The following is a 23,206-nucleotide window of genomic DNA, read 5'->3' as shown; positions in this document are numbered from 1 at the left end:
CTAAAATCTAAAATCGATTGACTGTTAGCTGTTAACAATCTAAAATCTAAAATCTAAAATCTAAAATCGATTGACTGATGACTACTTTTTCCTAATCAAATGTCAGAAATTTTTGCTCAAATTACAGTCGAAGAATTAGCTCGCCAATTAGCAGAAACCCATGCTGAGAAATTGCAGCTTGTAGATGTGCGGGAACCTCACGAAATTGAACTCGCGGCGCTGCCGGGATTTGTAGCTTTTCCGCTGAGCGAGTTTGCCGAATGGTCTGGTGAAATTGACGCTAGACTCGATCGCGACACCGAAACCCTAGTTCTGTGCCATCACGGAGTGCGATCGGCTCAAATGTGCCAGTGGTTGACCGATCGAGGATTTACCAACGTTAAAAATATCGTTGGCGGTATCGATGCTTACTCAATGGTGGTCGATCGAACCGTCCCCCGCTATTAACATCAAATCCAGTTCTTAACTATCCTTTTCTTCAGAGTCCGCGCCGGCGGACTTTGTATGTGTAGGAACTAATTATATTTCCCCGGAATTAGCTAATTAACAGCAGCCAATCCAAAATTTAAAAGCGTACTCATAGTGAGCCGATCGCGCCCCTGCCTTTTCGAGTCATAAAGAGCCTCATCAGCCGCCAGTAGCAGCGTTATCGCATCATTTTCCTCCCTCGGAACAACGCTGGCAATTCCCAAACTAATCGTTACCACAGAATTAGGTAGACCGTCAAGACTCTGCGGGTTAAAAAGAATATTCAAAGCTTTCACTTTTGCTCTAATTTGTTCGGCAACAACCAGAGCCGCCGACCCATCAGTTTCCGGTAAAATCACAGCAAATTCCTCGCCCCCGTAGCGAGCAGCTACATCAGCAGGACGCTGGAGCGATCGGCGAATTGTCTGAGCGACCGATCGCAAACAATCATCTCCTGCTTGATGTCCGTAGGTATCATTATATATTTTGAAATAATCGAGATCGCACAAAATTAAAGATATCGGATACCCATTGCGAGCCATGTGTTTCCATTCGGTTCGCAAGCAACTATCAAAATACCGTCTGTTGCCAATTTGAGTAAGTTCGTCCACATTCACCAAAGCTTGCAGCCTTTGATTTTCTTGCTGCAACTCCTCAAAACGAACCACCGACAATTTGTCCTCGCACAAATTTTGCCCTTGAAAATACAGGCGATATAATTCGCAAGACAAACTACAGTTATTTCCCTCTAATTTGACAAGTCCCATGCTGTCTAACTGATAAGCCATCAAAGGTTCGAGGTGAACGCTATTTTTAGCATCGACAACCTGTTGGAATGCGGAGGCGAGTTCGGGCTGCTGTTGAATGGCGATCGACTGATTTTGCAAGTAGTCGCTATAAATTCCGCTGTGAGTAGGAGCTGCTGTTAACAATTCTGCCAACTCGGCTAGCCCCAGTTCATTCCCTGGTTCATCCCGATCGACAAAGAGGCGATTTTGTTGCAAAATTGCCAGGTGATACAGCGCTAAATGCACTAAATAAGGATGCCCGCCTACCATGTTCATTAATTGCTCGATCGGAGCGCTATTGCTCCAGTTCAGTCCGTGTCTGCACGCCAAATCTTGAACTTGTTCAGCAGTAAATTCTGAGAGTTTAATCGGCATTCCTACATTAAATGGAGATTGATTAAGCCTCAAAGCAATATAAATTTCTGTCGAATGAATGACAACAATGCGGAGTTTTTGCCAAATTGTGCTAGCGCGAGCTTGTTCATACCAAAAACGGATCATCGAAAGAAAATCTTGAGCAATGTTAGTCCGTTCAAATATGCGATTTATTTCGTTAATCACCAAGACAATAGGACTGTCAATTAGTTCGAGCAAATAGTTTTCAAAGTAAATTGTGCAGCTGACCTTGCTGCCCATATCTTCATCCCAGAATTCATCAATATTTGGTTCGAGTTTGAGTTGCCGAGCGACATTGACACAAAGCCAGCGTAAAAATTTATCTAAACTAGCAAAAACCGCTGCGTCAGCTTGCTGAAAGTCTACAGTTACTGTGCGGTATCCACGATCGACTGTCGCGTGAACTATCCGCAGCATCAGCGAACTTTTGCCCATTTTTTTGGGAGCTTTAATGCGAACAAGGCCACCGGGTTTGCTAATTTCTGCACAGGCCAGGGCTTCGGCCCCTGAGCGATCGATATAAAATCGAGAGTCAAGCGGTATGGGGCCGCCGGGAAATTCTAGGTCTGCAACTGTTTGGATCAAGTTTGGTAATTTTTGGAGTCCTGCCATAGTCGTTCCGCAAGGCGATACCCTGACTGTATCTTACTGTGCATCAACCTTTGTCAGGTTAGGGGGGAGACGAGCGGTGTCCAAGATCGATCGACAATCCTAAAAAATCTAAGTTTTTAGGGACTTCCCGGAACTCACTTTGCTATAGTAGTGTCACTTTACCCAATCTCAAACCCTGCTTCAACACGGCTCTGCAGACCGACAAAAATTCGACGGTAGCCCAGACGCGATCTTTCTTGGCCTTTACCTGAAAAATAACTCGTTGGTCGTCGAGGTCGCGCAGGAAGAGCCCCTATCTAAGGAGAAATAATCATTGTCACGCCGCTACCTGTTTACCTCTGAATCGGTCACTGAAGGGCATCCCGATAAAATCTGCGATCAAATTTCCGATACGATTTTAGATGCCTTACTGACCGAAGACCCCAAAAGCCGCGTCGCAGCAGAAGTTGTCGTCAACACTGGCTTAATGCTGCTGACGGGCGAAATTACCACTAAAGCTCAGGTAAATTACATAGAATTAGCCCGGAAAAAAATAGCCGATATTGGCTACATCCACGCTGACAACGGGTTTTCTGCCAATAGTTGTTCAGTGTTGGTAGCTCTTGATTCTCAGTCTCCCGATATTGCTCAAGGGGTGAATACAGCCCACGAAAGCCGGGAACAATCGAGTGAAGAGGAATTAGACGCCATTGGAGCCGGCGACCAAGGCTTGATGTTCGGCTTTGCTTGCAACGAAACGCCGGAATTGATGCCTCTGCCGATCAGTTTAGCGCACCGGATTTGCCGTCAACTGGCCGCAGTCCGCAAAACCGGTCAGTTATCTTACCTGCGTCCCGACGGCAAAAGCCAAGTTACGGTGATTTACGAGGACGGCAAACCTGTTGGCATAGATACGATTTTAATTTCTACCCAGCACACCGAAACGATCGGCGACATCACAGAAACGGCCGCAGTTCAAGCCAAAATCAAAGAAGACCTTTGGACTGCAGTCGTCCAACCCGTGTTTGCCGATATTAGCGTGCAGCCGGACTCAGAAACTCGCTTCCTTGTCAACCCCACCGGCAAATTTGTGGTCGGCGGGCCTCAAGGAGATTCGGGTTTGACGGGCCGCAAAATTATTGTGGATACCTACGGAGGCTATTCCCGCCACGGCGGCGGCGCTTTTTCTGGGAAAGACCCCACCAAGGTAGACCGCAGCGCGGCTTATGCTTGTCGCTACGTTGCTAAAAATATCGTAGCGGCTGGTTTGGCCCAAAAGTGCGAAGTGCAGTTGAGTTATGCGATCGGCGTTGCGCGGCCTGTTAGCATGATGATCGAAACTTTTGGCACTGGGAAAGTTGATGACGATCGCCTTTTAGAAGTTGTGAAGCAGCATTTTGAACTGCGTCCTGCGGGAATCATTCAGGCATTTAACTTGCAGAATTTGCCTGCTGAAAGAGGCGGCCGTTTCTATCAAGATGTGGCGGCTTACGGTCACTTCGGGCGCACTGACTTAGATTTGCCTTGGGAACAAACTGATAAGGCCGAACTTTTGAAAGAAGCTTTGAGCCAGCAGTTATCTGCTGTCGCTGGATAGTACAATGTTGGGGTGCGCGCAGCGCACCTTATCCATAAATAATATCGGGTGCTACCAATCAATATAGGGTGCGTACTCCGCACCTTATTCAAAAATAATATAGGCGGTGCTTCGGCGCATCTTATCCATAAATAATATCGGGTGCTACAAATTAATAACGTAGCGTGCGTACTCCGCACCTTACAAAAAAAAAAGAATAAATAAATGCGATTTTTCACACCTTTCCAATCTGCAATTCGCAGTTTGGTCTCTTCATTCCAACAGCGGTTGGCGACGACTGGATTTTCTGCACCAAATCCAGCAACGCTGCCAAGTTCATTTGCGACTAACAATCATGGTGGAATTCGCGGCGTTTGGATACCCACCACTGACTGCAAAGTTCTCACATCAAAAGAGCGAATTGCTGAGGCAATGGACTTTCTCGCCGATACGGGATTTAATACCGTTTTTCCTATAATTTGGAACCAGGGTTATACGGCTTATCCTTCTCAGATAATGCGAGAAAACTTTGGGGTGGAAATTGACTCGCGCTATCAAGGTCGCGACCCCTTAGCAGAAATATGTGTTGAGGCAAAGAGAGTTGGCTTAAAAGTAATTCCTTGTTTTGAATACGGATTTGTGAGTTCTTACAATCGCAATGGCGGTCATTTGCTGGCGAAAAAACCTGAGTGGATTGCCCGTGATGCCAGCGGCAATTTACTTAAAAAAAATAACTTTGACTGGATGAATTCTCTTGACGCGGAAGTGCAAGACTTTGTGCTGGGGTTGATGCTGGAAGTTGCTAAGAATTATCCGGTAAACGGCGTTCAAGGAGACGATCGCATTGCGTTTCCGGTAGAAGGCGGTTACGACGAAAAAACGGTTAAACGCTATCTAGAAGAGTGCGGTAAAGCAGCGCCGTCGGATTGTAAAGAGCAACATTGGCTGCAGTGGCGCGCTAATATTATTACTGAGTTTGTGGCTCGTTTACACCGAGAAGTGAAAGCGATTAATCCTGATTTGTTGCTATCGATGTCGCCGAGTCCTTATGATTGGGGACTGGTGGAATATTTGCAAGATTCTAAAGCTTGGGTTGACAAAAATTTGGTGGATCTGCTTCACCCGCAGTTTTATCGTCGCGATTTTAATGCTTACAAACAATTGGTCGATAAAATGATGTCGGGACAGCTTAGCGGGCAGCAAGTAAAGTGCGTGTCACCCGGTATTTTGTTGACGAATCGAGGCAGCAAATATAGCATAACTCCCGAACTGTTGTTGCAAGTAATTGCTTACAACCGCTCTTGCGGGATTCAAGGAGAAGTGATGTTTTTTTACGAAGGTTTGCGAGATAACGATAACGCTTTGGCTAAGGTTTTGAAAAAAGGGCCCTATGCTCGTTGAGAGATTGTCCCGCAATCAAGCTGTTTCCGGTTGGCTGCAGTCAATCGATTTGAGATTTGAGATTTGAGATTTGAGATTTGAGAATTGAAGTATTGACCCCACGGATGAATCCGGGGGCTTGTATCCTGGATGCTTGATTGTCCACCGCGCCGATCGCTATTTCAAACCAACCTGCTATAAAATGATATAGCAGAGTTAGGCTATCTCAAAACCCAGCGATGCCAAGCAGCAAGCGCAACTCATTGTCAAGCCGATCGCCCAAACAAACCCGATAATTAATAATTGGGGAGTTGCAAAAATAGTGGAATAAGACATATTTTAGAAGTGGGTGCAAGCTTTTTTTTAGAAGTAGCGTTTTGTAGACGCCATATTTTTTAAAGACAGTTTAAAAGAGCAATCTCAACCGCTCGCCAAAATATTAGGATAAATCAGTGACCTCAGCAGCAAGCCTCATCCAACAGCTACCCGAGCTCAGCGATGCTCAATTCCATCAAAAATATTTGAAACAAAAACAAGGGATGCACACCTTGGCGACTATATTGCCGCAAGTAGAACAGCAAAGTCTGGCTTTGCGGGCAGTAAAATTAGCTCTAAAAGTAAATTTAAAACTCGGCTCAAAGCTAGCAGGAACGGTAAAGCCAGAATTTCAAATAGCCACCATAAAATTAATCGACAAAATCCCCACTTCGCCCCTACTCAAAATTCAACTGCTGGCCCTCACAAGTTCGGATATGGCAATCCCGATACTGGTGGCCGCATTGAACCACAAAGAAAGTGCAGTGCGCCTGGAGGGGATTCGGGCGATCGGGAAAATCGGCTCCGAAGCAGCAGTAATTGAATTAGCCCGATCGCTCGCATCCAAAGATTCCCAAATCCAAGCTTGGGCCGCTTGGGCTTTAGGAGAAATTGACTCGAAACCAGCCGCCGTAGCACTGCTCAAAGCCATCAAACACCCAGACTCCGGGGTGCGCGCCTGGGCTGTTTGGGCCTTGGGCAAAATTAACCCGAAAATAGCCGTCCCCGCGCTGCTGAAAGCCCTCAAACACCCAGACTCCGAAGTGCGCTGGCGGGCAGCAGTCAACTGCGGGAAAATCGGCGTCTCTGAGGTAGTTCCCGGCCTGCTGAATGCCCTCAGAGACCAAAATCACATCGTCCGCGCTAGGGCGGCGGCGGCTTTGGGGAAAATCGGCGATTCTGAAGCAGTACCGGGCTTAGTAGAATTGCTTCACGATGATCCCGACTCCTATGCAGTTTCTTTGAGGGCCGCCGAGGCCTTGGGACAAATCGGCACGGAAACGGCTGTGGCGGGACTGGTGCAAGCCCTCAACCATGACGACTCAGACGTGCGGGGCAGTGCAGTTTCTGCCTTGGGAGAAATCAGCAGCGAGGTGGCTATGGTGGCCGTAATCGGGTCGCTCTGGGATCGAGATATTTTCGTGCGCGGCAGGGCGGCGGTTGCCCTTGGGAACATCAATACAGAGGGAGATGCGAAATTGCCAAAAATGGTGGTCGCGGGACTGGCGAGCGCAATTGGCGACAGCGAATCTTATGTGCGGTGGAGAGTTGCTGCTGCTTTGGGGGAAATTGGGACAGAGGAAGCTGTGGCAGGTTTGGTGCGGCTGCTGGGGGACGAAAATTCTGGAGTGCGCCAAAAGGCTGTTAAATCCCTCGGTCACATTGGCTCCACGGCTGCTATTGTTGCTCTGGAAACAGCTTTAAATCGCGAATTTGCTGACGTTCGTGCCCGGGCTGCCCAATACTTGGCGGATGTCAGCACTGAGGCAGAAACAGTTGATTTTGATCCCTCTGTTTCCCCGGATTTGTCGGGTGAAAAACTGCCAAAAATCCTGATTGCTTCGCAAGCAGAAGCCAGCGAATACATTGTTGAGCGCCAAGCGCGACGCGAGATTAAATACTTGATCTCGATCGGCAGTCCAGGCGTCCCCGAACCCAAAACTTTCGATCGAATCCCGAACCGAATGTGCCTGGAGTTTAACGACCTCGACACCCCCGTTGACGACCCCGATCAAATCTTGCCTACCCTTGAGGATGTACTGAAAATTATTGACTTCGCCCTCAAAATGTCGTCGCCGGGAGGCAGTTTGCTGATCTGCTGCCAAAGTGGGATCAGCCGTTCAACTGCCGCAGCTTTGATTGTTTGTGCTGCGCTGTTGGGCCGCGGCAAAGAACGGGAAGCTTGGGCGTTGGTGCTCGCCGCCAGACCCCAAGCCAAGCCGAACCGCTGGATGGTACACTTGGCCGATGAAGCTTTGGGTAGAGACGGTAAGCTAGCACTGGCGATCGAATTGACTACCGTAACAGCAGAACTCGCAATCGCCAAAAATTGACAGAAAGCATTCAGGATACAAACCTCCGATTCATCCGTCCAGAAATAAAAAACCTGTATCCGATGAAACTTGCCGAACGTATTTATCCGTCGGGTCAAGGCTTCAATTCTAAAATCTAAAATCTAAAATCGCGCAATCGATTGACTCGCAGCAACCGGGTTTCTTTTCGCAAGGGCTACAGTTATACTCAACTAACGGCACTTCACCTCAGACTTGTCTTTGCGGGGCAACGATGCCAAAAGTCGATCGCCAGGGTGCAAAAGTTCGATCGGCTGCTGCATTTGTGACATTCTGTGCTAAAAAGTCGTCGGATGCTCAACAAAAACCGTCAAGCAATCGTCGCATTGCTGGCAGCAAAACTCCAAAGCTGAGGAATCGGGTGCATTGTCAACAGACAATATCAGCTTTGGGCGAATCACAGGCAAAACAGGTCAGAAACAATTTTCTGCCTGTAACATTCCACGCGGGGATAATTCACTGCCGGGATTAATTTTTATCTATTTTGCCTGCTGCAGACTTTTACAAGTCGAAAAAGTAATTTGGCAACAGCCATCAACAGCCTAATTATCTATCAGACATCAACCGAATTTAAGTTTATCCTCGGACTCGACAAGAGTTTTAGATACTTTTTCGCAGATGTCTACTAGAAAATAGACAAGCTTTTCCGTTTGGAGAATTTAAGAGCGTGGTAAATTTTAACAGAAGACAGGGGTTGCATATGTCAAAAATTAACTTGCTAAAAAAAACAGGACACGAAGCAAGTTTATCGGTTGCAGTTTGTGAAAACCAGGGGGAATTGAATTCAGACTTAGAACCATTTAACCCGTCGAATAAAAACGTGAAAACGCGAAAGGTTAACCAAAATAATACCAATTTAGGTAAACAGATGCCAGTTTTTATTTCGGGAGAAGCGGCTTCTGTCGAAACAGTCAGTAAAACAAAATTCAACCAGGAATTTGTGGATAAATTATCCTTAAAAGTCAGCCAAAGTTTGCCATCTAAAATTGGCAGTTTGCCTATCCATAAAAAAATTGGGTACGGGTATTTGCTGGCAATAGGAATCGGATTTTTGGGTTCGCTGAGCGGACTGGTGATTGCCGATTACTACCAAGGACAAGGATTAAAGCAATTCAACGATGCTCACCTACAAGCGCAATTGCTAGGCAATTTTAAAGATGCAGCGCTGGCGGCTCAATTGCAGGGTTCACAGCTAGATTCTTTTGTAGATAATTCGGTCAAGTTAAAACAGCAAGAAGAACAGTTGGTTAAGAGTATTGTTAAGGCAAAAAATCTGCGGTTGCGTATAGAAAAGTTTGCCGACAGCCAACCCGCTTGGCTGGCAGCAAAGCCGGAAGTTCTCAAGTTTTTAGTGCAAGATTGCACTAAAAATTTAGAATCCTACGCCGATACTCTCAAGTCAACTTTGCAGAAAATCCAGCAATCGCAACTATCGCCTGGGGAGATAGAGTCGGTCAGAAAATTGCTCGCAATCGAAAGCGGAGAAGGTGTAAAACAGCTCAACAGCAGCCTTGAGGAATTGAGCAAAATCCTCGATATTGCCCAGCAGCAAGAGGGCCAAGGCGGTGAAGTGATGGAAGACGCCCAAGGCATGGAAAAAGCCATAATTATTTTTAGTATGCTGCTGTCGGTTGTGGTGGCTGGAATGGTGGCTTACCGGACGAGTCGGGCGATCGCTCAACCTATGATCAGCGTTACTCAGGTGGCCCAACAAGTAGCCGCTGAGTCAAATTTTGACTTGCGAGCACCCGTCACCGGACAAGGCGAAATCGGCTCTCTGGCGGCCTCTCTCAATCACCTAATCGAGCGGGTTTCGGGACATACAAAAGAATTAGAACAAGCTAAGGAAGTCGCCGTCGCAGCTAACACTGCTAAAAGCCAGTTTTTAGCAAATATGAGCCACGAATTGCGGACGCCTTTAAATGCGATTATCGGCTACAGTCAACTACTTTCAGAAGATGCCCGGGATGCGGGATTTGATGAGTTTGTACCCGACTTGCAGAAGATTGAAAAAGCAGGCGCGCATTTGCTATCTTTGATTAACGATATCCTTGATTTGTCAAAAATTGAAGCGGGGAGTATGAAACTCGAAATCCAGGAGTTTGACATCGAATCCCTGATTGACAATGTTGCGAGTGCCGCGAAACCGTTGGTAGAGAAAAATGGCAATGTTTTGGAGATTGAGTGCGATCGAACTGCGGGCATAATGCACGCAGATTTCAAAAAAGTGCGCCTGGTTTTGATACATCTGCTTAGTAATGCTGCGAAGTTCACCAAAAACGGTAGGGTGAAAGTGACTGTGAAGCGCATTGCAGGAAGTGGAAAATTGAATGCAGCAGGGCGTGAGGCGATTGACGATTCAATGGTGGCCGATGAAATTCCTTCTGGGGCAATTGCTTGTCCCCTGCTGAATGTTGAAGACTCCGATTGGATTTGTTTATCGGTTAAAGATACCGGAATTGGAATGTCGGAAGAACAACAGCACAAATTGTTTGAAGCTTTTGTGCAAGCTGACTCTTCAGCGGCGCGACCTTACGACGGCGCTGGATTGGGGCTGACACTTAGCCGCCACTACTGTCAGATGATGGGCGGAGAAATTTTGGTAGAAAGCGAAGAGGGAAAAGGGTCTATTTTCACTGTCCGCATACCGGCAGGAAACGGGTGATGTGATTTTTGGGCGAGAGATTTAGGGGGTAGGCCGAGGGGCGAAAATTTATGTTTCAAACCTCTGGCTTTGTGTCCAAATGCTTTAGTCTTGTCAGTGGGGGCGATCGCACTCTATTAATTCTAATTGGTTATTTTGCCAATTCAAACAGCACAAACCGCTTGCTGCTGAGTTCCAACCTAAATCGATTCTGATAAATTTCATTTAGTTCTGGACGCAGGGGTGGTCAGAAACCGGGTTTTTTTGCGAAATACTTCGTTACAGCCTGCAAAAACCGCAAAAAACCCGGTTTCTTTGGCTTTGATGCGTCCACTCAACTTTTCTGCTGTTTCTCATCGGATGGTGGGGGCTGTTGTTTCATTTCCTTTTGGTGTTCTCTGGCTGCTTGTTCCAAAATAAATGCTGACAAGCTGCTGACTGAACGGCGTTCTTGACTTGCCCACTCTTCCAGGATGTCATAGATTCCATCGGCTAAATAGGTCGCTAAGCGTTTGGTCATCAGAGATTCATTATTTTTTAGTATAAGCCGATCGTAATTGTGCTGTATCTAGACCATCCTGTCGAGTTTGGCTCATTTAAAGCATTTATGTGTGCTATATCTATGCTATAGTTTCAAAAAGTCAAAAGCCAGCGCTGAACTTTCGTCGGGCCCGCGCTGGCTGATGGTTCCCCAAATACAAGGAGACTATTACTATGGTAAAGCCTGTGAGCGACGGCAGCGAATATACCTGCGGCTATCAACAAGCTTTGAATGATTTTGGCATCACGCAACTGCTGTCGGGTATCCGCAGCTACTCTGATGAGGATTTTGATGCCGATCGCGCGCGCATGACTGGGCCAGAGCTCGAAAGCTTTGCGGTGTTTCTGATTCTGCGCGTCGGGGCGAATCTCAAAGGAAGTGCGATCGCCCGCTACCTCAACACTCTGAGAAAAGCCAATTCTCCGACGATCGCCGATCGCCCCGCGATCGAACTCAACTCAAATTCGCGAGGGAAAACACCTGAAAACTCAAAGGGGGGCGATCGCACTTCTTGGGCGATCGTCCGCATTTTACCGAATGCTGAACAGTATACAATTGCGCGTTTTGTCAACCGCCAAGATGCGGACGATCGGCGGAGGGCTTTGTGTCGGTTTATTCGAGGGGGTGTGTTTGAAGTTGTGTGCGATCGCACCTAATCAATATACCTCTCCAATAATTATTGTGGAACAGGCCGGAAAGCCTGTTCAAGACTGGCTTTTCTGGAGATGTCTAATCTACAAAAATGACGGTGACAATTGTAGCGACTCCGCATTAAGTCCGTCGGGGGTTTTTAACCCCCGCCTCATAGCGAAAGTCCTCGCTTCCGAGGACTGAAGAGGAGAGTTAAGATTTGTGCGCGGGGGGCTAGAAACCGGGTTTTTTACGACAATATTCGTTGCAGTCGGCAGATTCGATAAAAACCCGGTTTCTTTGGTGGGAGCGCGTAATTTCTGTCTGTTTCAATTCATACCTTGCATCATTCTCGATCGATCTTGCAGTCCTCGGAAGCGAGGACTTTCGCTATGAGGCAGGGAATTAATTCCCTGCCAGACTGCGGGAGGAGCCAGACTTTTGCAAAAAGCCCGATCGCTCCTAGTTCGCTTCTACTACAATTAAAAAGCAAACTCTCTTTACTAAAACCGATGGAAACCATCAATCTTCAATAAGAAGTCCGCAACTTAATCGATCGACTGCCTGAAAAATTCACTTGGTATGACCTAATCTCGGCAATTTATCTCAGAGAAAAAATGCAATCTAAACAAATTAAAATCAAAGATATCAAACCAGGAATAGAACCAGAAACTGTCTATAAAATTGAATAATAATCATCTAAATACAGCAGATTTGGCAGCGACAAAGGACTAATTACAATTTCTGATGATTTTGACGAACCGTTGGAATTCTTGCCATCACCGTTGGTCGATCGCTTGAAAAAGCTAAAGAATTGACTAAAGTCTTTGCTGAAATAGATGACATTATTGCGAAAATTGAAAAAGAACGTCAGACTGATGAACCTCATAGCTTTAAATCATGACTTTTATGAATACAGCTTCTGAATAATATGAATTGACATAACAGCAACTTGGTTATTTAATTACAATCATTATTTTGGCAATATCAAAGCATTCAAGAACAGCAAGTAAAACTATAATACGCCTCAGTTAAAATTCAGATGCCTATTCTATTAATCTGTCAGTGGTGAATCATGAAAAGAATGAAACGAATTATTAGCAGTGTTTTGGTTTTGGGTGTGTGTCTGACTCCTCTGACTCTGCCGGTGATGGTGCAACCGAGTTGGGCGCAAAGTCAAAATGCAGAGGTTGAAAAATTAAAGCAACTCATAGAGCAAGCAAAGCAACAGCAACCGCGACAGGCAATAGAAACATGGCAGCAGGTTTTAGCCATTGCACGACAATTTAAAAATAGACAACATGAAGCTCTAGCACTCAATAATATTGGTGCAATCTACGACAGTATAGGACAAGTGCAAGAAGCATTGAAATACTACAAACAAGCTTTATCAATTTGGTGGGAAGTAGGCGACCTCAACTCGGAAGCTATTACTTTGAATAATATTGGTGAAATTTACAAAAGCATTGGACAACCGCAAGAAGCATTGAAATACTTGAAGCAAGCTTTCGCAATTTTGTGGGCAGTAAACTATCGGGCGATTGAAGCTCGTACTTTGACTAATATTGGTACAGTGTACGAAACGATCTCGCAACCGCAATCAGCGTTGAAATATTTTAACCAAGCTTTACCAATCTGGCGGCAAGTGGGCGATCGCAACGGCGAAGCTGTTACTTTGAGTAATATTGGTGGAACATACCACAGTATTGGACAACCGCAAGAAGCATTGAAATACTATAACCAAGCTTTACCAATCTGGCGGAAAATGGGCGATCGCGCGGGGGAAGCTACTACTTTGAATAATATGGGTTTAGTGTACCACAGTATTGGACAGCCGCAATCAGCATTAAAATACTATAACCAAATTTTACCAATTAGGCAGTCAGTGGGCGATCGCAAGGGGGAAGCTACTACATTGAATAATATAGGTGGAGTATACAGCAGCATTGGACAACCGCAATCAGCATTGAAATACTATAACCAATCTTTACCAATTTGGCAGGAGGTGGGCGAGCTCAATGGGGAAGCTCGTACTTTGAATAATATAGGTGGAGTGTACCTCAGCATTGGACAACCAGAAGAAGCATTAAAATACTATAACCAAGCTTTACCAATTTTGCTGGCTGTGGGCGATCGGATGATGGAAGCTCGTACTTTGAATAATATAGGTGGAGTGTACGCCAACATTGGACAACCGCAATCAGCATTGAAATACTATAACCAAGCTTTACCAATTCTGCAGGAAGTGGGCGATCGGATGATAGAAGCTACTACATTGAATAATATAGGTGGAGTGTACCTCAGCATTGGACAACCGCAATCAGCATTGAAATACTATAACCAAGCTTTACCAATTAAACGGGAAGTGAACGATCGTGCGGGGGAAGCTACTACTTTGAATAATATTGGTGCAGTATACGCCAACATTGGACAACCACAAGAAGCATTAAAATACTATAACCAAGCCGTACCACTGCTGCTGCAAGTTGGCGATCGCAATGGGAAAGCTACTACATTGAATAATATAGGTAGAGTGTACTTCAGAATTGGACAACCGCAATCAGCATTGAAATACTATAACCAAGCTTTACCAATTAAACGGGAAGTGGACGATCGTGCGGGGGAAGCTACTACTTTGAATAATATTGGTGGAGTGTACCACAGTATTGGACAACCAGAAGAAGCATTAAAATACTATAACCAAGCTTTACTAATTAAACGGGAAGTGGGCGATCGGATGATGGAAGCTACTATTTTGAGCAATATTGGTGCCGTTTATCAAGATACGATGCAACCAACTCAAGCGATCGAAAATTTTGAGCAATCTGTCCAAATTACCTTAAAAATACGAAAGGGTTTGCAGCGAGAAAACCGCCAAAAGTTTTTAGAAGGTGAAAGAGGAAGCGCAGTTGCACTTGTTGACATCCTCATCGACCAAAACCAAGCCGATCGCGCTTTCCAATGGGTCAACATCGCCACCACCGCCGATCTCGCCGACTACACCCGCCTCATCAACGCCCAAGTATCCAACCTCCAAGCACAAAAAGCCATTGACGAATGGAATCAAAAAAATCAACAACTCCAAACGCTTCGCCGCCAACTCGAAGACAATTTCTCCGAAAATCTCTCCCGACAAATGCGAGAATTAGAAACAGAAGTCAACCGCCAAGCAGAACAAATTTCCCGCAGTTTCCCAGAAGTCGCCGAACTATTTGAAACCACACCCAAAGACATCGCCCAACTGAAAGCAAATATCGCGCCAGATACCGCTGTCATTCAACCCGTCTTGCTGACAAATATCTCAGGTGTCCCCAATACCGTCGCCCTATTTGTCTTGACAAAAGACAGTTTAAGTGTTAAAAAAGTTCCGATCGCTCCCGAAGAATTCGACAATCTCCTCACTCAATACCGCAAAGAAGTGCAAGATATTGGCGAAACAAACTTCACCGTAACAGGCAGCAAACTTTACGAAATCCTGATTCGTCCGATCGAAGACCAAATTAAAGCTATTTCCCCCAAACAATTGAGCATCATCGCCACGGAAAAACTGCGCTACATCCCCTTTGAAACCCTGTATGACAAACAAACAAATGAATTCCTCATCCAGAAATATCCCGTCAACTATCTCACCCGCATTTCCACGAGAACAATTCCCGATTCAACTTCAAAAGGTGGAGTCTTAGCATTAGGAAATCCCGTCCCTCGTCCACCCCAAAATCTACCAGGTTCCGAAGCAGAAGTCAGAAATATCGCTCAATTATTGTCAGGAAGTTCAGCTTATACCGGCAATGACGCCACCCTCGATCGATTCAAAACTCAAGCGCCCCGCTTTCCTTTTTTGCACCTCGCAACTCACGGCTGTTTCCAACCGGGAGGCTGTAAAAATTTGGGCATGGAGGAAAATACATTGCTGTTTGCTGACAGTCAATTCAATATTCGCGATGCCGCCTTATTAGGATTGCAAAACACCATACTCATCACTTTAAGTGCTTGTGAAACTGCCATACAAGCGAATTCCAACGGTGAAGAAATATCGGGAATGGCCTATATATTTGAGCGGGCGGGCGCGCAAGCTGTGATGGCTAGTTTGTGGAGTGTTGATGATTCTGCTACTAAAGATTTGATGGTTCAATTTTATCAAAATATCAATAAAGGGATGAGTAAAAATGAAGCTTTGCGGCAAGCTAAGTTGAGTCAGATCCAGCGGCATCCGTTTTATTGGTCGCCGTTTATTTTAATTGGGGATGCGCGGTAGTTATAGAAGTTGACAGTTGACAGTTGATAGTAGCTGTAGGGTGTGTCGCTATTAAAAATCCCAAATGAAAGATGGACAATTTCATAGCGGCGCACCTTATAATATTCGTTGAATTGCACGCGATCGCATTCTGTCGTTGGGTGGGGCGGGTTTATGTAGATTGTTTGTTGGAATTATAAATTGTTGGTGAACCCGCCCCTACAAGCCCCCACAAAGCCAAGCCGCCGCCTCTTCCCCTAGCCGCAATTATCCCATCTTCTACCAGAAAATATGCAAAAAAGGCCTGCTTCCCCACACTCAAACTAAAAAATTCCGCCTCCCGCGTTTCTCCACCGCGAATAAATCCTTGATACACAGTTTTACCCAACAATTTCACGGTAATTCTGGTAAAATCAAAAGCTAAAATATTTTTATTAACCAAAAACTTAGTCGGCCCGGAAAGAGTTAGTACGATCGCCCCAACTTGCACCGAATTCTCCACCCTGCCGGTTTCGCTATCCGCTTCCCCGCCAGCAACAGCTTGGGCCGAGTAAGCAATTTGAATTTTCGCCACCCACTCAGGGATGTAACGTCCCGCGCCTAACACAATTCCCGCTTTTTGTCGAGTCTTTTTCGTGCCGGTGATAAAGCACAAGCGCCAATTGCCGATTAATTGCTCGAAACCATAGCGAATTTTATTTTGTTTCGCGCTTTTCTCAGCTTCTAGGAGGGCGGAGACTACGGCGGCGGGAGATGGTTTAGTATTCGATTTAGCGGCTTGTTCTAGAATTGATATGTTTTCCATTTAACTAACAATAACAGGAATTTACTAGGCTTGAACCAAAATATTTAGCAACAGGCTTTCCGGCCTGTTCCACCAGCAGAGAGATTGCTGGTGGGGCAGGCATCTTGCCTGCCTCTGATGGGCAACAGGCTTTCCGGCCTGTTCCACCAGCAGAGAGATTGTGGCGCAGGCATCTTGCCTGCGGCCGAGTGATTGATAATATTAGCTGATGTAGCGGAGAAAAACATGGTTGCGATCGCCCCCACAGACACAGAAATCATCGTCATCGGCAGCGGCATTGGCGGGTTAAGTTGCGCTGCAATGCTTGCCCGCTACGGCTTTGAGGTTGTGGTTTGCGAAAGCCATTCGATCGCGGGCGGCGCCGCACACGGTTTTGAACGCGGCGGATTTAGCTTCGACTCCGGGCCATCATTGTACTCAGGATTATCCTACAGCCCGTCTGCTAACCCGCTGCGACAAGTATTGGATGCGATCGGCGAAAAACTCCCCTGCATCACCTACGATACTTGGGGTTGCTGTTTGCCCGAAGGCGATTTCGACACATCCGTAGGCGCGAGTCAATTTGGCGAAGTGCTCGCAAAACTGCGCGGCGCGGCAGCAGTCGCCGAATGGCGGCAACTCCAGCGCATCATGGAACCCTACGCCAAAGCTGCCACAGCCTTGCCCTCCCTGGCTTTGCGCTTCGATTTGGGCAGTGTTTTTACCCTCGGCCAATTTGCGCCGGCTTTCCTGCAAAGTGCTGGCGACGCGATCGCACTTTCCGGCCCTTTCAGCAAAATTATGGACAAAAACGTCAAAGATCCGTTTGTCCGAAATTGGCTGAATTTGTTGTGTTTCCTGCTGTCTGGACTTCCCGCCGACGGAACGATCGCAGCCGAAGTCGCATTCATGTTCGCCGACTGGTACCGCCCCAATGCAGTTTTAGACTATCCGATCGGCGGTAGTGCAGCTTTGGTAAACGCCCTGGTACGCGGTTTAGAGCGCCACGGAGGGCAGTTGCTGCTAAATTCCCACGTTGCAGAGGTTTTGGTGGAAAACAACCGGGCTGCGGGCGTGCGGCTGCGATCGGGCAAAATTATTCGATCGCACAAAGCCGTCGTCTCCAACGCTTCCGTTTGGGATACCCTGAAACTGTTGCCTGAAACCTCAGTCCCCACACGGTTTCGGCAACAGCGGCAGGCGACGCCAGAGTGCGACAGCTTCATGCACCTGCATCTGGGAATTGATGCTGCCGGAGTGCGATCGGACTTGGCTTGTCACTACATCTTCGTCAAAGACTGGGAAATGGGCGTTACAGCCCCTCAGAACGTCGTTCTCGTCTCGATTCCCTCCCTCCTCGACCCCCACCTCGCGCCTCCGGGAAAGCACGTCATTCACGCATATACGCCCGGAAACGAGCCTTACGATTTGTGGCAAAAGCTCGTGAAGCGAAGCTATCCCGTAGGGAATCGCACCAGCGAAGAATACAAGCAGCAAAAGCAAGCGCGCGCCGAGGTGATGTGGGAAGCCTTAGAGAGAATTGTGCCCGATATTCGATCGCGCGCAGAAGTCACCTTAGTTGGGACACCCCTGACCCACGAACGGTTTTTGCGCCGCCATCGCGGTTCCTACGGGCCCGGAATTCGGGCGGGTAGCGGCTTGTTTCCCGGGCCGAGAACGCCTTTAGCGGGGCTGTTTTGCTGCGGAGACTCGACATTTCCGGGAATTGGTTTGCCGGCTGTTGCTGCTAGCGGGGCGATCGCAGCTAATACGATCGCACCTGTGCACAAGCATTTGGAAATGCTGCGGGATATTGGTCTAAAAAATTAGACTTATTGCCTAATTCTTTCAATGATTGGGCAACCGCAAATTAACTCAGATTAACGCAGATATTTTCTTGATTGTTTGGGGATGAATGCAATTGCAGTCGAGTTGAGATAATCATTAATTAATTAGGTTTGGAGTGAGGAATCCAATTCCTCTATATTTTATGATAAATTAAATTACTGACTGCAAACACCTGATTATTGTCTCCTGTATTTGCCGCCCTTGGCGATCGCACATTCTGATAGCCGGATTTTCAATCACCGGATTTTTAACAGATTTTAAAATTTAGTTGCAAAACTTTGATACAATCGGTCAAATGCGACCTAAATCTGTCAGCATAGAAATAGATAGTTCGATCGCAAAGAGGCCACCGTGCAACCCGTAGACTTTACAACTTTAACCGCAGCTTGCAGCGAACTGCGAGCCCAATGGCTGCCAGCGCGCTTAGAACAAGTCTACCAGCGCGATCGCTTTACCGTGTCCCTAGCCCTCCGCACCATGAAAGGGCGCGGCTGGATTGACCTTTCCTGGCATCCTGTCGCCGCCCGCATCTGCGTCGGCGACCCCCCGCCCCGCATTCCCGACACCTTCACCTTCAGCGAACAACTGCGCCACCAACTCAGCGGTTTAGCCTTAGTTTCCATCGCCCCCGTTTCATCCTGGGAAAGAGTCATCGACTTGCAATTCGCCAAACGCCCCGGAGAACCAGCCCTCTGGCATCTGTACGCCGAAATCATGGGCAAGTACAGCAACGTCATCCTCACCGCCCAAGACAACCTCGTTGTCACCTGCGCCCACCAAGTCAGCGCCAAACAGTCCACCGTCCGTCCCATCCAAACCGGACAACCCTACGAAATGCCCCCGTCTTTGACCGATGCAGTGCCGAGTCTGAGCGAATCTCAAAATCGCTGGCAATCGCGAATTAGCCTGGTTCCCGGCCCATTAAACCGCAATCTGTTGAAGAATTACCGAGGGTTGAGTAAGGCCTTAATTGGGTCAATGATTCGATCGGCTTCTTTAGACCCCGAACAATCCACCAACAGCCTCAATCCCGACGACTGGCAGCAACTATTCCAACGCTGGCTGTACTGGCTGCAATGCTTAGAAAACTCCAAATTTCACCCAAGTTTTACCCCCGAAGGCTACACCGTCATCGACTGGCCAAAACCCGACGTAAAAGAGACAAATCCTGTAAACGAATCTAATTCCCCCTATCCGTTACATCCGTTACAAAATCCGTTGCCGAACTCTTCCGTTCAACAATTACTTAACAGCTACTACACAGGTGAAATCAATCAAGAAGTATTCGCCCAACTGCGGCATCAGCTTACCCAAAAACTCAACAACGTCCTGGCAAAACTGCGCCTCAAAGCCAACACATTTAAAGAACGTTTACAGCAATCAGCAGACGCCGACACGCACAAATCCCAAGCCGATTTGCTGATGGCAAATTTGCAGCATTGGGAACCGGGAATGAAATCAATTTCCCTCCCCGACTTTGAAACCGAAAAACCCGTTGCCATTTCCCTAAACCCGGAAAAAAACGCCGTTCAAAACGCTCAAGCCCTCTACAAAAAACACCAAAAACTTAAAAGAGCACGGATTGCAGTAGAACCTTTGTTAGCCGCCGTACAGGAAGAAATCGACTATTTAGAACAAGTTGAAGCCGCACTTTCGGTATTGGAAACCTACCGCAACACCCAAGATTTGCAAACCCTTGCCGAAATCCGCGAAGAACTGATCCAGCAAAAATATCTAGATGTACCAGATTATCGCAGTACCGACAAAAATGCTGCGATCGAATTTCACCGCTATCAAACCCCCAGCGGCTTTGAATTGTTAATCGGGCGCAACAACCGCCAAAACGACCAACTCACTTTTCGCACCGCCAACGACTACGACTTGTGGTTCCACACCCTAGAGATTCCCGGAAGCCACGCTTTGCTGCGTCTCAAACCCGGTACTGTGGCTGAAGAAACTGATTTGCAATTTGCCGCCGACATGACTGCTTACTACAGTCGCGCCCGCCACAGCGAACAAGTCCCCGTGGTTTATACAGAACCGAAATATGTATACAAGCCGAAAGGCGCGAAACCTGGTATGGTTGTATACAAGCAGGAGCGGATTGTCTGGGGAAGACCGCAGCAAGCTCCGGCTTGATTTATACAAAGTGTGTGAAGGGTCGATCGGCAATCGAAACCAGGTTTTTAGGCAAAATAATATCATGTCCGGTCGATTACCCTGATTCCTGTAGGGGCGGGTTCACAAATAATATTTGCCAAAAACGGACAATCTCACAAACCCGCCCCAGCAATTGTATTATGGGCGATCGATCGGACATGATATAACTGGTTTGGTATCGATAAACCTAGGCAGGAGCCGGGTTTTTGAACTCAGGCTTGATTATACAAAGTGACTCGAAGTGCGATCGTCCCCTCATAATTAAAATTTGCCTGTCATGTAAAGTTTTATAACAAAAAATTAAATTTTGTTGTTATAATACCGCTTAAGAGAGATGATATTTCTTTTAGAACCCTTTGCAAATAAACGTGCAACTTGGGTTTCCTCACTGTGAGAACAACACTGTGGGAACACAACGGATTTAACTATTTGTGCAGACCAGCTTTTGCTAAAGCTGGTCGTTTCTGTTTAAACATTAAACCCAAGCCCCCACCCATTTTAGATTTGCGATTTTAGATTTTAGATTAAAACCGCCAATCTAAAATCTAAAATCTAAAATCTAAAATCGGTGTGGGTTGCTCCTAGAAAGTAAACGTCGTTCTGACAACCCCAATCACCAAATCAGAATTATCCTTATTGTGGTCGGGAGCAGTCAGCCAAATCAGACCAGGAGTGATAGAAATATTATCGCTCAACTTAAACTGATAGAAACCTTCAACGTGCAGCGAAGTATCCTTATCTTCCGGCAAAGTCCGATTAGTAGAACTCGTCACCCGCGGCTCCATACCTACGATAATCCCCGCCACATTTCCTTCTTTCAACAAATCAGGAAAAGCCAAAGTAACTGCCCAGTTCCAGATTTTTTGATCGCCCCGCTGCACAGAACCGGTAGGAGTAGCAAAGTTGGATAAAATGCGCTGGTTAGTGTAACCCGCCCAACCGCCAATTGCAAATCCCCGGTTCAACTGCCACGAAGCTTGCGCGCCGTAGGAATTGCTAGAAACTGGGAGAGTGCTATCGCTGTCGAACCCGAAGGAACCGAGACGCTGCGGAAAATTAGAAGCATTGCTGCCGGTATTGGTAATTAAGTTGTAGGAATTAACGTAAGTTAAACCTAAAGCCATGCTGTCGCTCGGTTTGAAAGTCAACTGAGCCAAACCGCCGTAAGAACCGTTGAACAAACCGTTACCCCGCGTCGGGTTCGCGGGGTCGCCGGTCAAATACCCCAAACTAACCTCTAATTTCTCCCCAAACTCATGCCGCAGAGCGATGCCAGAACCACCAAGCAAATAGTAAATTGGGTTGCGAGTACCGAAGTTAGAAAGAGCGCCGTAGCTGCCGTCTCCGTCAAAGTAAGGGTTGACAGTGTTAACAAAATCATCAGCAGCGCCGGCATTAGCTTCGAGAATTACAGTCGTGCTTTTGCCTAGAGGGAATTGGTAAAGCAGCGCATCTAAAGCTACTATATTGTTAGCCTCGCCAAAAGGCCCGACATTAAACCGCAATTCCCCTTCAGCAGTTTTCGTATTTTCCGTAGAAAACGCACCCAAATTTAAAACTTGCAATCGAGTTCTCAGCAAATCTTCTCCAGAGAAACTCGTGTCGAAATTGATACGAACCCTGCTACCAAAAGCCGTGGTTCGATCGGCTTCGCGACCCTCGGCATCCTCTCCCCTGGCGATACCCGCCAAACCAAATATCACTTCGCCGTTGAGTTTAGTCGTAGTTGAAAACTGATTTGCTTCTAATTCAGAGGCGCGCGCTTCCAAGGCATCGACGCGGCCGCGCAAAGTTGCCAATTCCGCCGCAAATTCTTCTTGCAACCTTTGCACAGAAGCCAAATCTTCTCGCGTCGCCAGACTTCTGGAACCGCCTTGAATCAGCTCGCTAACTTTATCCAAACACGCATTTAAACCTGCTGCAAACTCGTAGCGAGTCATCGCCCGGTTGCCGCGAAAAGTGCCGTCAGGATAGCCAGCTATACAGCCGTAGCGCTCTACTAGGGATTGCAAAGCTTGGAACGCCCAATCGGTTGGCCGAACGTCGGAAAGTTGCGAAACAGAGGTTACTTGGCCGGCCGCATCTTGGCTGGTACTGTCTTCGGCGCTGTATTGGTTGATTTGTTCTAAAAGATTAGACTGTGCTGGAGGTTGGGCACTTGGATTTGGCGATTGGGAAATCTGCTCTTGGGCGCTTAAATTAGTCGGTGTAGTGGCGGGTTGCGTTTCGCTTAAGTTTGCGGGCGCTACTGCGGGGATTTGCTCCGCGACAGGTTGTTCAACACTTGAATTTGCGGGCGCTACTGCGGGTTTGGTTTCGCTTAAATCCGCTGCAACTGCGTTTTCCGGTGCTTTTGCTTGTTCGGCAACTGGGGCGATAGGCTCGTTAGCTAAGCCATCGTAGAGGTTCGCACTTTCTTTCTCAATAGTTTCAACAGTCGATTTACTAGCTAGTGACGCTGGTTCGGCTGTCTCAGGCTTTGCCGTCTCAGACTTTGCCGCCTCAGTTGCAGCACCTGCTAATTGCAATTGATGAGCTTGAGCTGTGGCGGCAATTTCTACAGGTTGCTCTGCTGCTAGCGCCGTCGAAGATACGACTAAACTTGCTGCCAATACAGCGGGACTAACTAAAAGTCCCTTCCACACTAATTTGGACATTTTTTCCTCACACCACATTACGGCCGATCGCCCGTTCCGAAGATTTAGCCGATCGCAAATCACCTTCAGTATTCAGCCTAATAGTATTTCTTGTCAACAATCGGGGAAATTACTGCCTCCGA

Annotated in this window: 15 protein-coding genes; 10 read left to right on the top strand and 5 right to left on the bottom strand. The window is 47.0% G+C overall.

The window, feature by feature from the left end; all coding sequences use genetic code 11:
• Positions 1 to 99 precede the first annotated feature (99 nt).
• Complete coding sequence (locus QUA50_RS13580; RefSeq protein WP_333261031.1) at positions 100 to 447, top strand: rhodanese-like domain-containing protein; 348 nt, start codon at positions 100 to 102, stop codon at positions 445 to 447.
• Between the two features lie 92 nt (positions 448 to 539).
• Here the strand turns inward: QUA50_RS13580 and QUA50_RS13575 are convergent, their stop codons facing one another.
• Positions 540 to 2,264: an AAA-like domain-containing protein gene (locus tag QUA50_RS13575; protein ID WP_333261028.1), complete on the bottom strand. Its 1,725-nt coding sequence runs from the start codon at positions 2,262 to 2,264 to the stop codon at positions 540 to 542.
• Between the two features lie 313 nt (positions 2,265 to 2,577).
• On the opposite strand from QUA50_RS13575, the gene metK reads away from it, so the two are divergent.
• From metK to QUA50_RS13550, 5 genes are all read left to right on the top strand, one after another.
• Positions 2,578 to 3,840 carry a methionine adenosyltransferase gene (gene metK / locus QUA50_RS13570; RefSeq protein ID WP_333261025.1) on the top strand — a complete coding sequence of 421 codons (1,263 nt, stop codon included), beginning with the start codon at positions 2,578 to 2,580 and terminating at the stop codon, positions 3,838 to 3,840.
• 204 nt (positions 3,841 to 4,044) lie between these two features.
• The gene (locus QUA50_RS13565) at positions 4,045 to 5,220 is read left to right on the top strand and encodes a family 10 glycosylhydrolase (protein WP_333054653.1); all 1,176 of its coding nucleotides are present in this window, start codon (positions 4,045 to 4,047) and stop codon (positions 5,218 to 5,220) included.
• Between the two features lie 431 nt (positions 5,221 to 5,651).
• Positions 5,652 to 7,568, top strand: a complete 1,917-nt coding sequence (locus tag QUA50_RS13560; protein WP_333261022.1) for a HEAT repeat domain-containing protein — start codon at positions 5,652 to 5,654, stop codon at positions 7,566 to 7,568.
• A gap of 232 nt (positions 7,569 to 7,800) precedes the next feature.
• Positions 7,801 to 8,058, top strand: a complete 258-nt coding sequence (locus QUA50_RS13555; protein WP_333261019.1) for a hypothetical protein — start codon at positions 7,801 to 7,803, stop codon at positions 8,056 to 8,058.
• A 396-nt stretch (positions 8,059 to 8,454) separates the two neighbouring features.
• Positions 8,455 to 10,251, top strand: coding sequence for a HAMP domain-containing sensor histidine kinase (locus QUA50_RS13550; RefSeq protein WP_333298419.1), 1,797 nt, complete (start codon positions 8,455 to 8,457; stop codon positions 10,249 to 10,251).
• A 313-nt stretch (positions 10,252 to 10,564) separates the two neighbouring features.
• On the opposite strand, the gene QUA50_RS13545 is transcribed toward QUA50_RS13550, so the two are convergent.
• Positions 10,565 to 10,750 carry a ribbon-helix-helix domain-containing protein gene (locus tag QUA50_RS13545; protein WP_333261014.1) on the bottom strand — a complete coding sequence of 62 codons (186 nt, stop codon included), beginning with the start codon at positions 10,748 to 10,750 and terminating at the stop codon, positions 10,565 to 10,567.
• Between the two features lie 194 nt (positions 10,751 to 10,944).
• Here QUA50_RS13545 and QUA50_RS13540 point away from each other — a divergent pair, with 194 nt between their 5' ends.
• Complete coding sequence (locus QUA50_RS13540) at positions 10,945 to 11,427, top strand: hypothetical protein (RefSeq protein WP_333261011.1); 483 nt, start codon at positions 10,945 to 10,947, stop codon at positions 11,425 to 11,427.
• A 650-nt stretch (positions 11,428 to 12,077) separates the two neighbouring features.
• On the opposite strand, the gene QUA50_RS13535 is transcribed toward QUA50_RS13540, so the two are convergent.
• The gene (locus QUA50_RS13535; RefSeq protein ID WP_333261008.1) at positions 12,078 to 12,290 is read right to left on the bottom strand and encodes a hypothetical protein; all 213 of its coding nucleotides are present in this window, start codon (positions 12,288 to 12,290) and stop codon (positions 12,078 to 12,080) included.
• A 186-nt stretch (positions 12,291 to 12,476) separates the two neighbouring features.
• Between QUA50_RS13535 and QUA50_RS13530 the strand changes: the two genes are divergently transcribed.
• Entirely contained in the window at positions 12,477 to 15,656 is a 3,180-nt protein-coding gene (locus QUA50_RS13530) for a tetratricopeptide repeat protein (protein WP_333298420.1), read from the top strand.
• A 151-nt stretch (positions 15,657 to 15,807) separates the two neighbouring features.
• On the opposite strand, the gene QUA50_RS13525 is transcribed toward QUA50_RS13530, so the two are convergent.
• Positions 15,808 to 16,440, bottom strand: a complete 633-nt coding sequence (locus QUA50_RS13525; RefSeq protein ID WP_333261003.1) for a hypothetical protein — start codon at positions 16,438 to 16,440, stop codon at positions 15,808 to 15,810.
• Between the two features lie 225 nt (positions 16,441 to 16,665).
• Between QUA50_RS13525 and QUA50_RS13520 the strand changes: the two genes are divergently transcribed.
• A complete protein-coding gene (locus tag QUA50_RS13520) occupies positions 16,666 to 18,249 on the top strand; it encodes an NAD(P)/FAD-dependent oxidoreductase (RefSeq protein WP_333261144.1) in 1,584 nt (527 codons plus the stop codon).
• A 369-nt stretch (positions 18,250 to 18,618) separates the two neighbouring features.
• The gene (locus QUA50_RS13515) at positions 18,619 to 20,406 is read left to right on the top strand and encodes an NFACT RNA binding domain-containing protein (RefSeq protein WP_333261000.1); all 1,788 of its coding nucleotides are present in this window, start codon (positions 18,619 to 18,621) and stop codon (positions 20,404 to 20,406) included.
• 602 nt (positions 20,407 to 21,008) lie between these two features.
• On the opposite strand, the gene QUA50_RS13510 is transcribed toward QUA50_RS13515, so the two are convergent.
• Positions 21,009 to 23,084 carry an iron uptake porin gene (locus QUA50_RS13510; protein WP_333260998.1) on the bottom strand — a complete coding sequence of 692 codons (2,076 nt, stop codon included), beginning with the start codon at positions 23,082 to 23,084 and terminating at the stop codon, positions 21,009 to 21,011.
• Positions 23,085 to 23,206: the final 122 nt, after the last annotated feature.

The organism is Microcoleus sp. M2_D5, from assembly GCF_036701935.1.
Classification (GTDB): Bacteria; Cyanobacteriota; Cyanobacteriia; order Cyanobacteriales; family Microcoleaceae; genus Microcoleus.
The sequence above is the reverse complement of the archived record's forward strand: the minus strand, read 5'-3'. Positions and strand labels throughout refer to the sequence as shown.

Bases quoted from the DNA above. Each gene is read 5' to 3' on its own strand.
- QUA50_RS13540 (WP_333261011.1), top strand. From the start codon at position 10,945: ATGGTAAAGCCTGTGAGCGACGGCAGCGAATATACCTGCGGCTATCAA.
- QUA50_RS13545 (WP_333261014.1), bottom strand. From the start codon at position 10,750: ATGACCAAACGCTTAGCGACCTATTTAGCCGATGGAATCTATGACATC.
- QUA50_RS13555 (WP_333261019.1), top strand. From the start codon at position 7,801: ATGCCAAAAGTCGATCGCCAGGGTGCAAAAGTTCGATCGGCTGCTGCA.
- QUA50_RS13520 (WP_333261144.1), top strand. From the start codon at position 16,666: ATGGTTGCGATCGCCCCCACAGACACAGAAATCATCGTCATCGGCAGC.
- QUA50_RS13575 (WP_333261028.1), bottom strand. From the start codon at position 2,264: ATGGCAGGACTCCAAAAATTACCAAACTTGATCCAAACAGTTGCAGAC.
- QUA50_RS13510 (WP_333260998.1), bottom strand. From the start codon at position 23,084: ATGTCCAAATTAGTGTGGAAGGGACTTTTAGTTAGTCCCGCTGTATTG.
- QUA50_RS13565 (WP_333054653.1), top strand. From the start codon at position 4,045: ATGCGATTTTTCACACCTTTCCAATCTGCAATTCGCAGTTTGGTCTCT.
- QUA50_RS13525 (WP_333261003.1), bottom strand. From the start codon at position 16,440: ATGGAAAACATATCAATTCTAGAACAAGCCGCTAAATCGAATACTAAA.
- QUA50_RS13535 (WP_333261008.1), bottom strand. From the start codon at position 12,290: ATGAGGTTCATCAGTCTGACGTTCTTTTTCAATTTTCGCAATAATGTC.
- QUA50_RS13530 (WP_333298420.1), top strand. From the start codon at position 12,477: ATGAAAAGAATGAAACGAATTATTAGCAGTGTTTTGGTTTTGGGTGTG.
- QUA50_RS13550 (WP_333298419.1), top strand. From the start codon at position 8,455: ATGCCAGTTTTTATTTCGGGAGAAGCGGCTTCTGTCGAAACAGTCAGT.
- QUA50_RS13580 (WP_333261031.1), top strand. From the start codon at position 100: ATGTCAGAAATTTTTGCTCAAATTACAGTCGAAGAATTAGCTCGCCAA.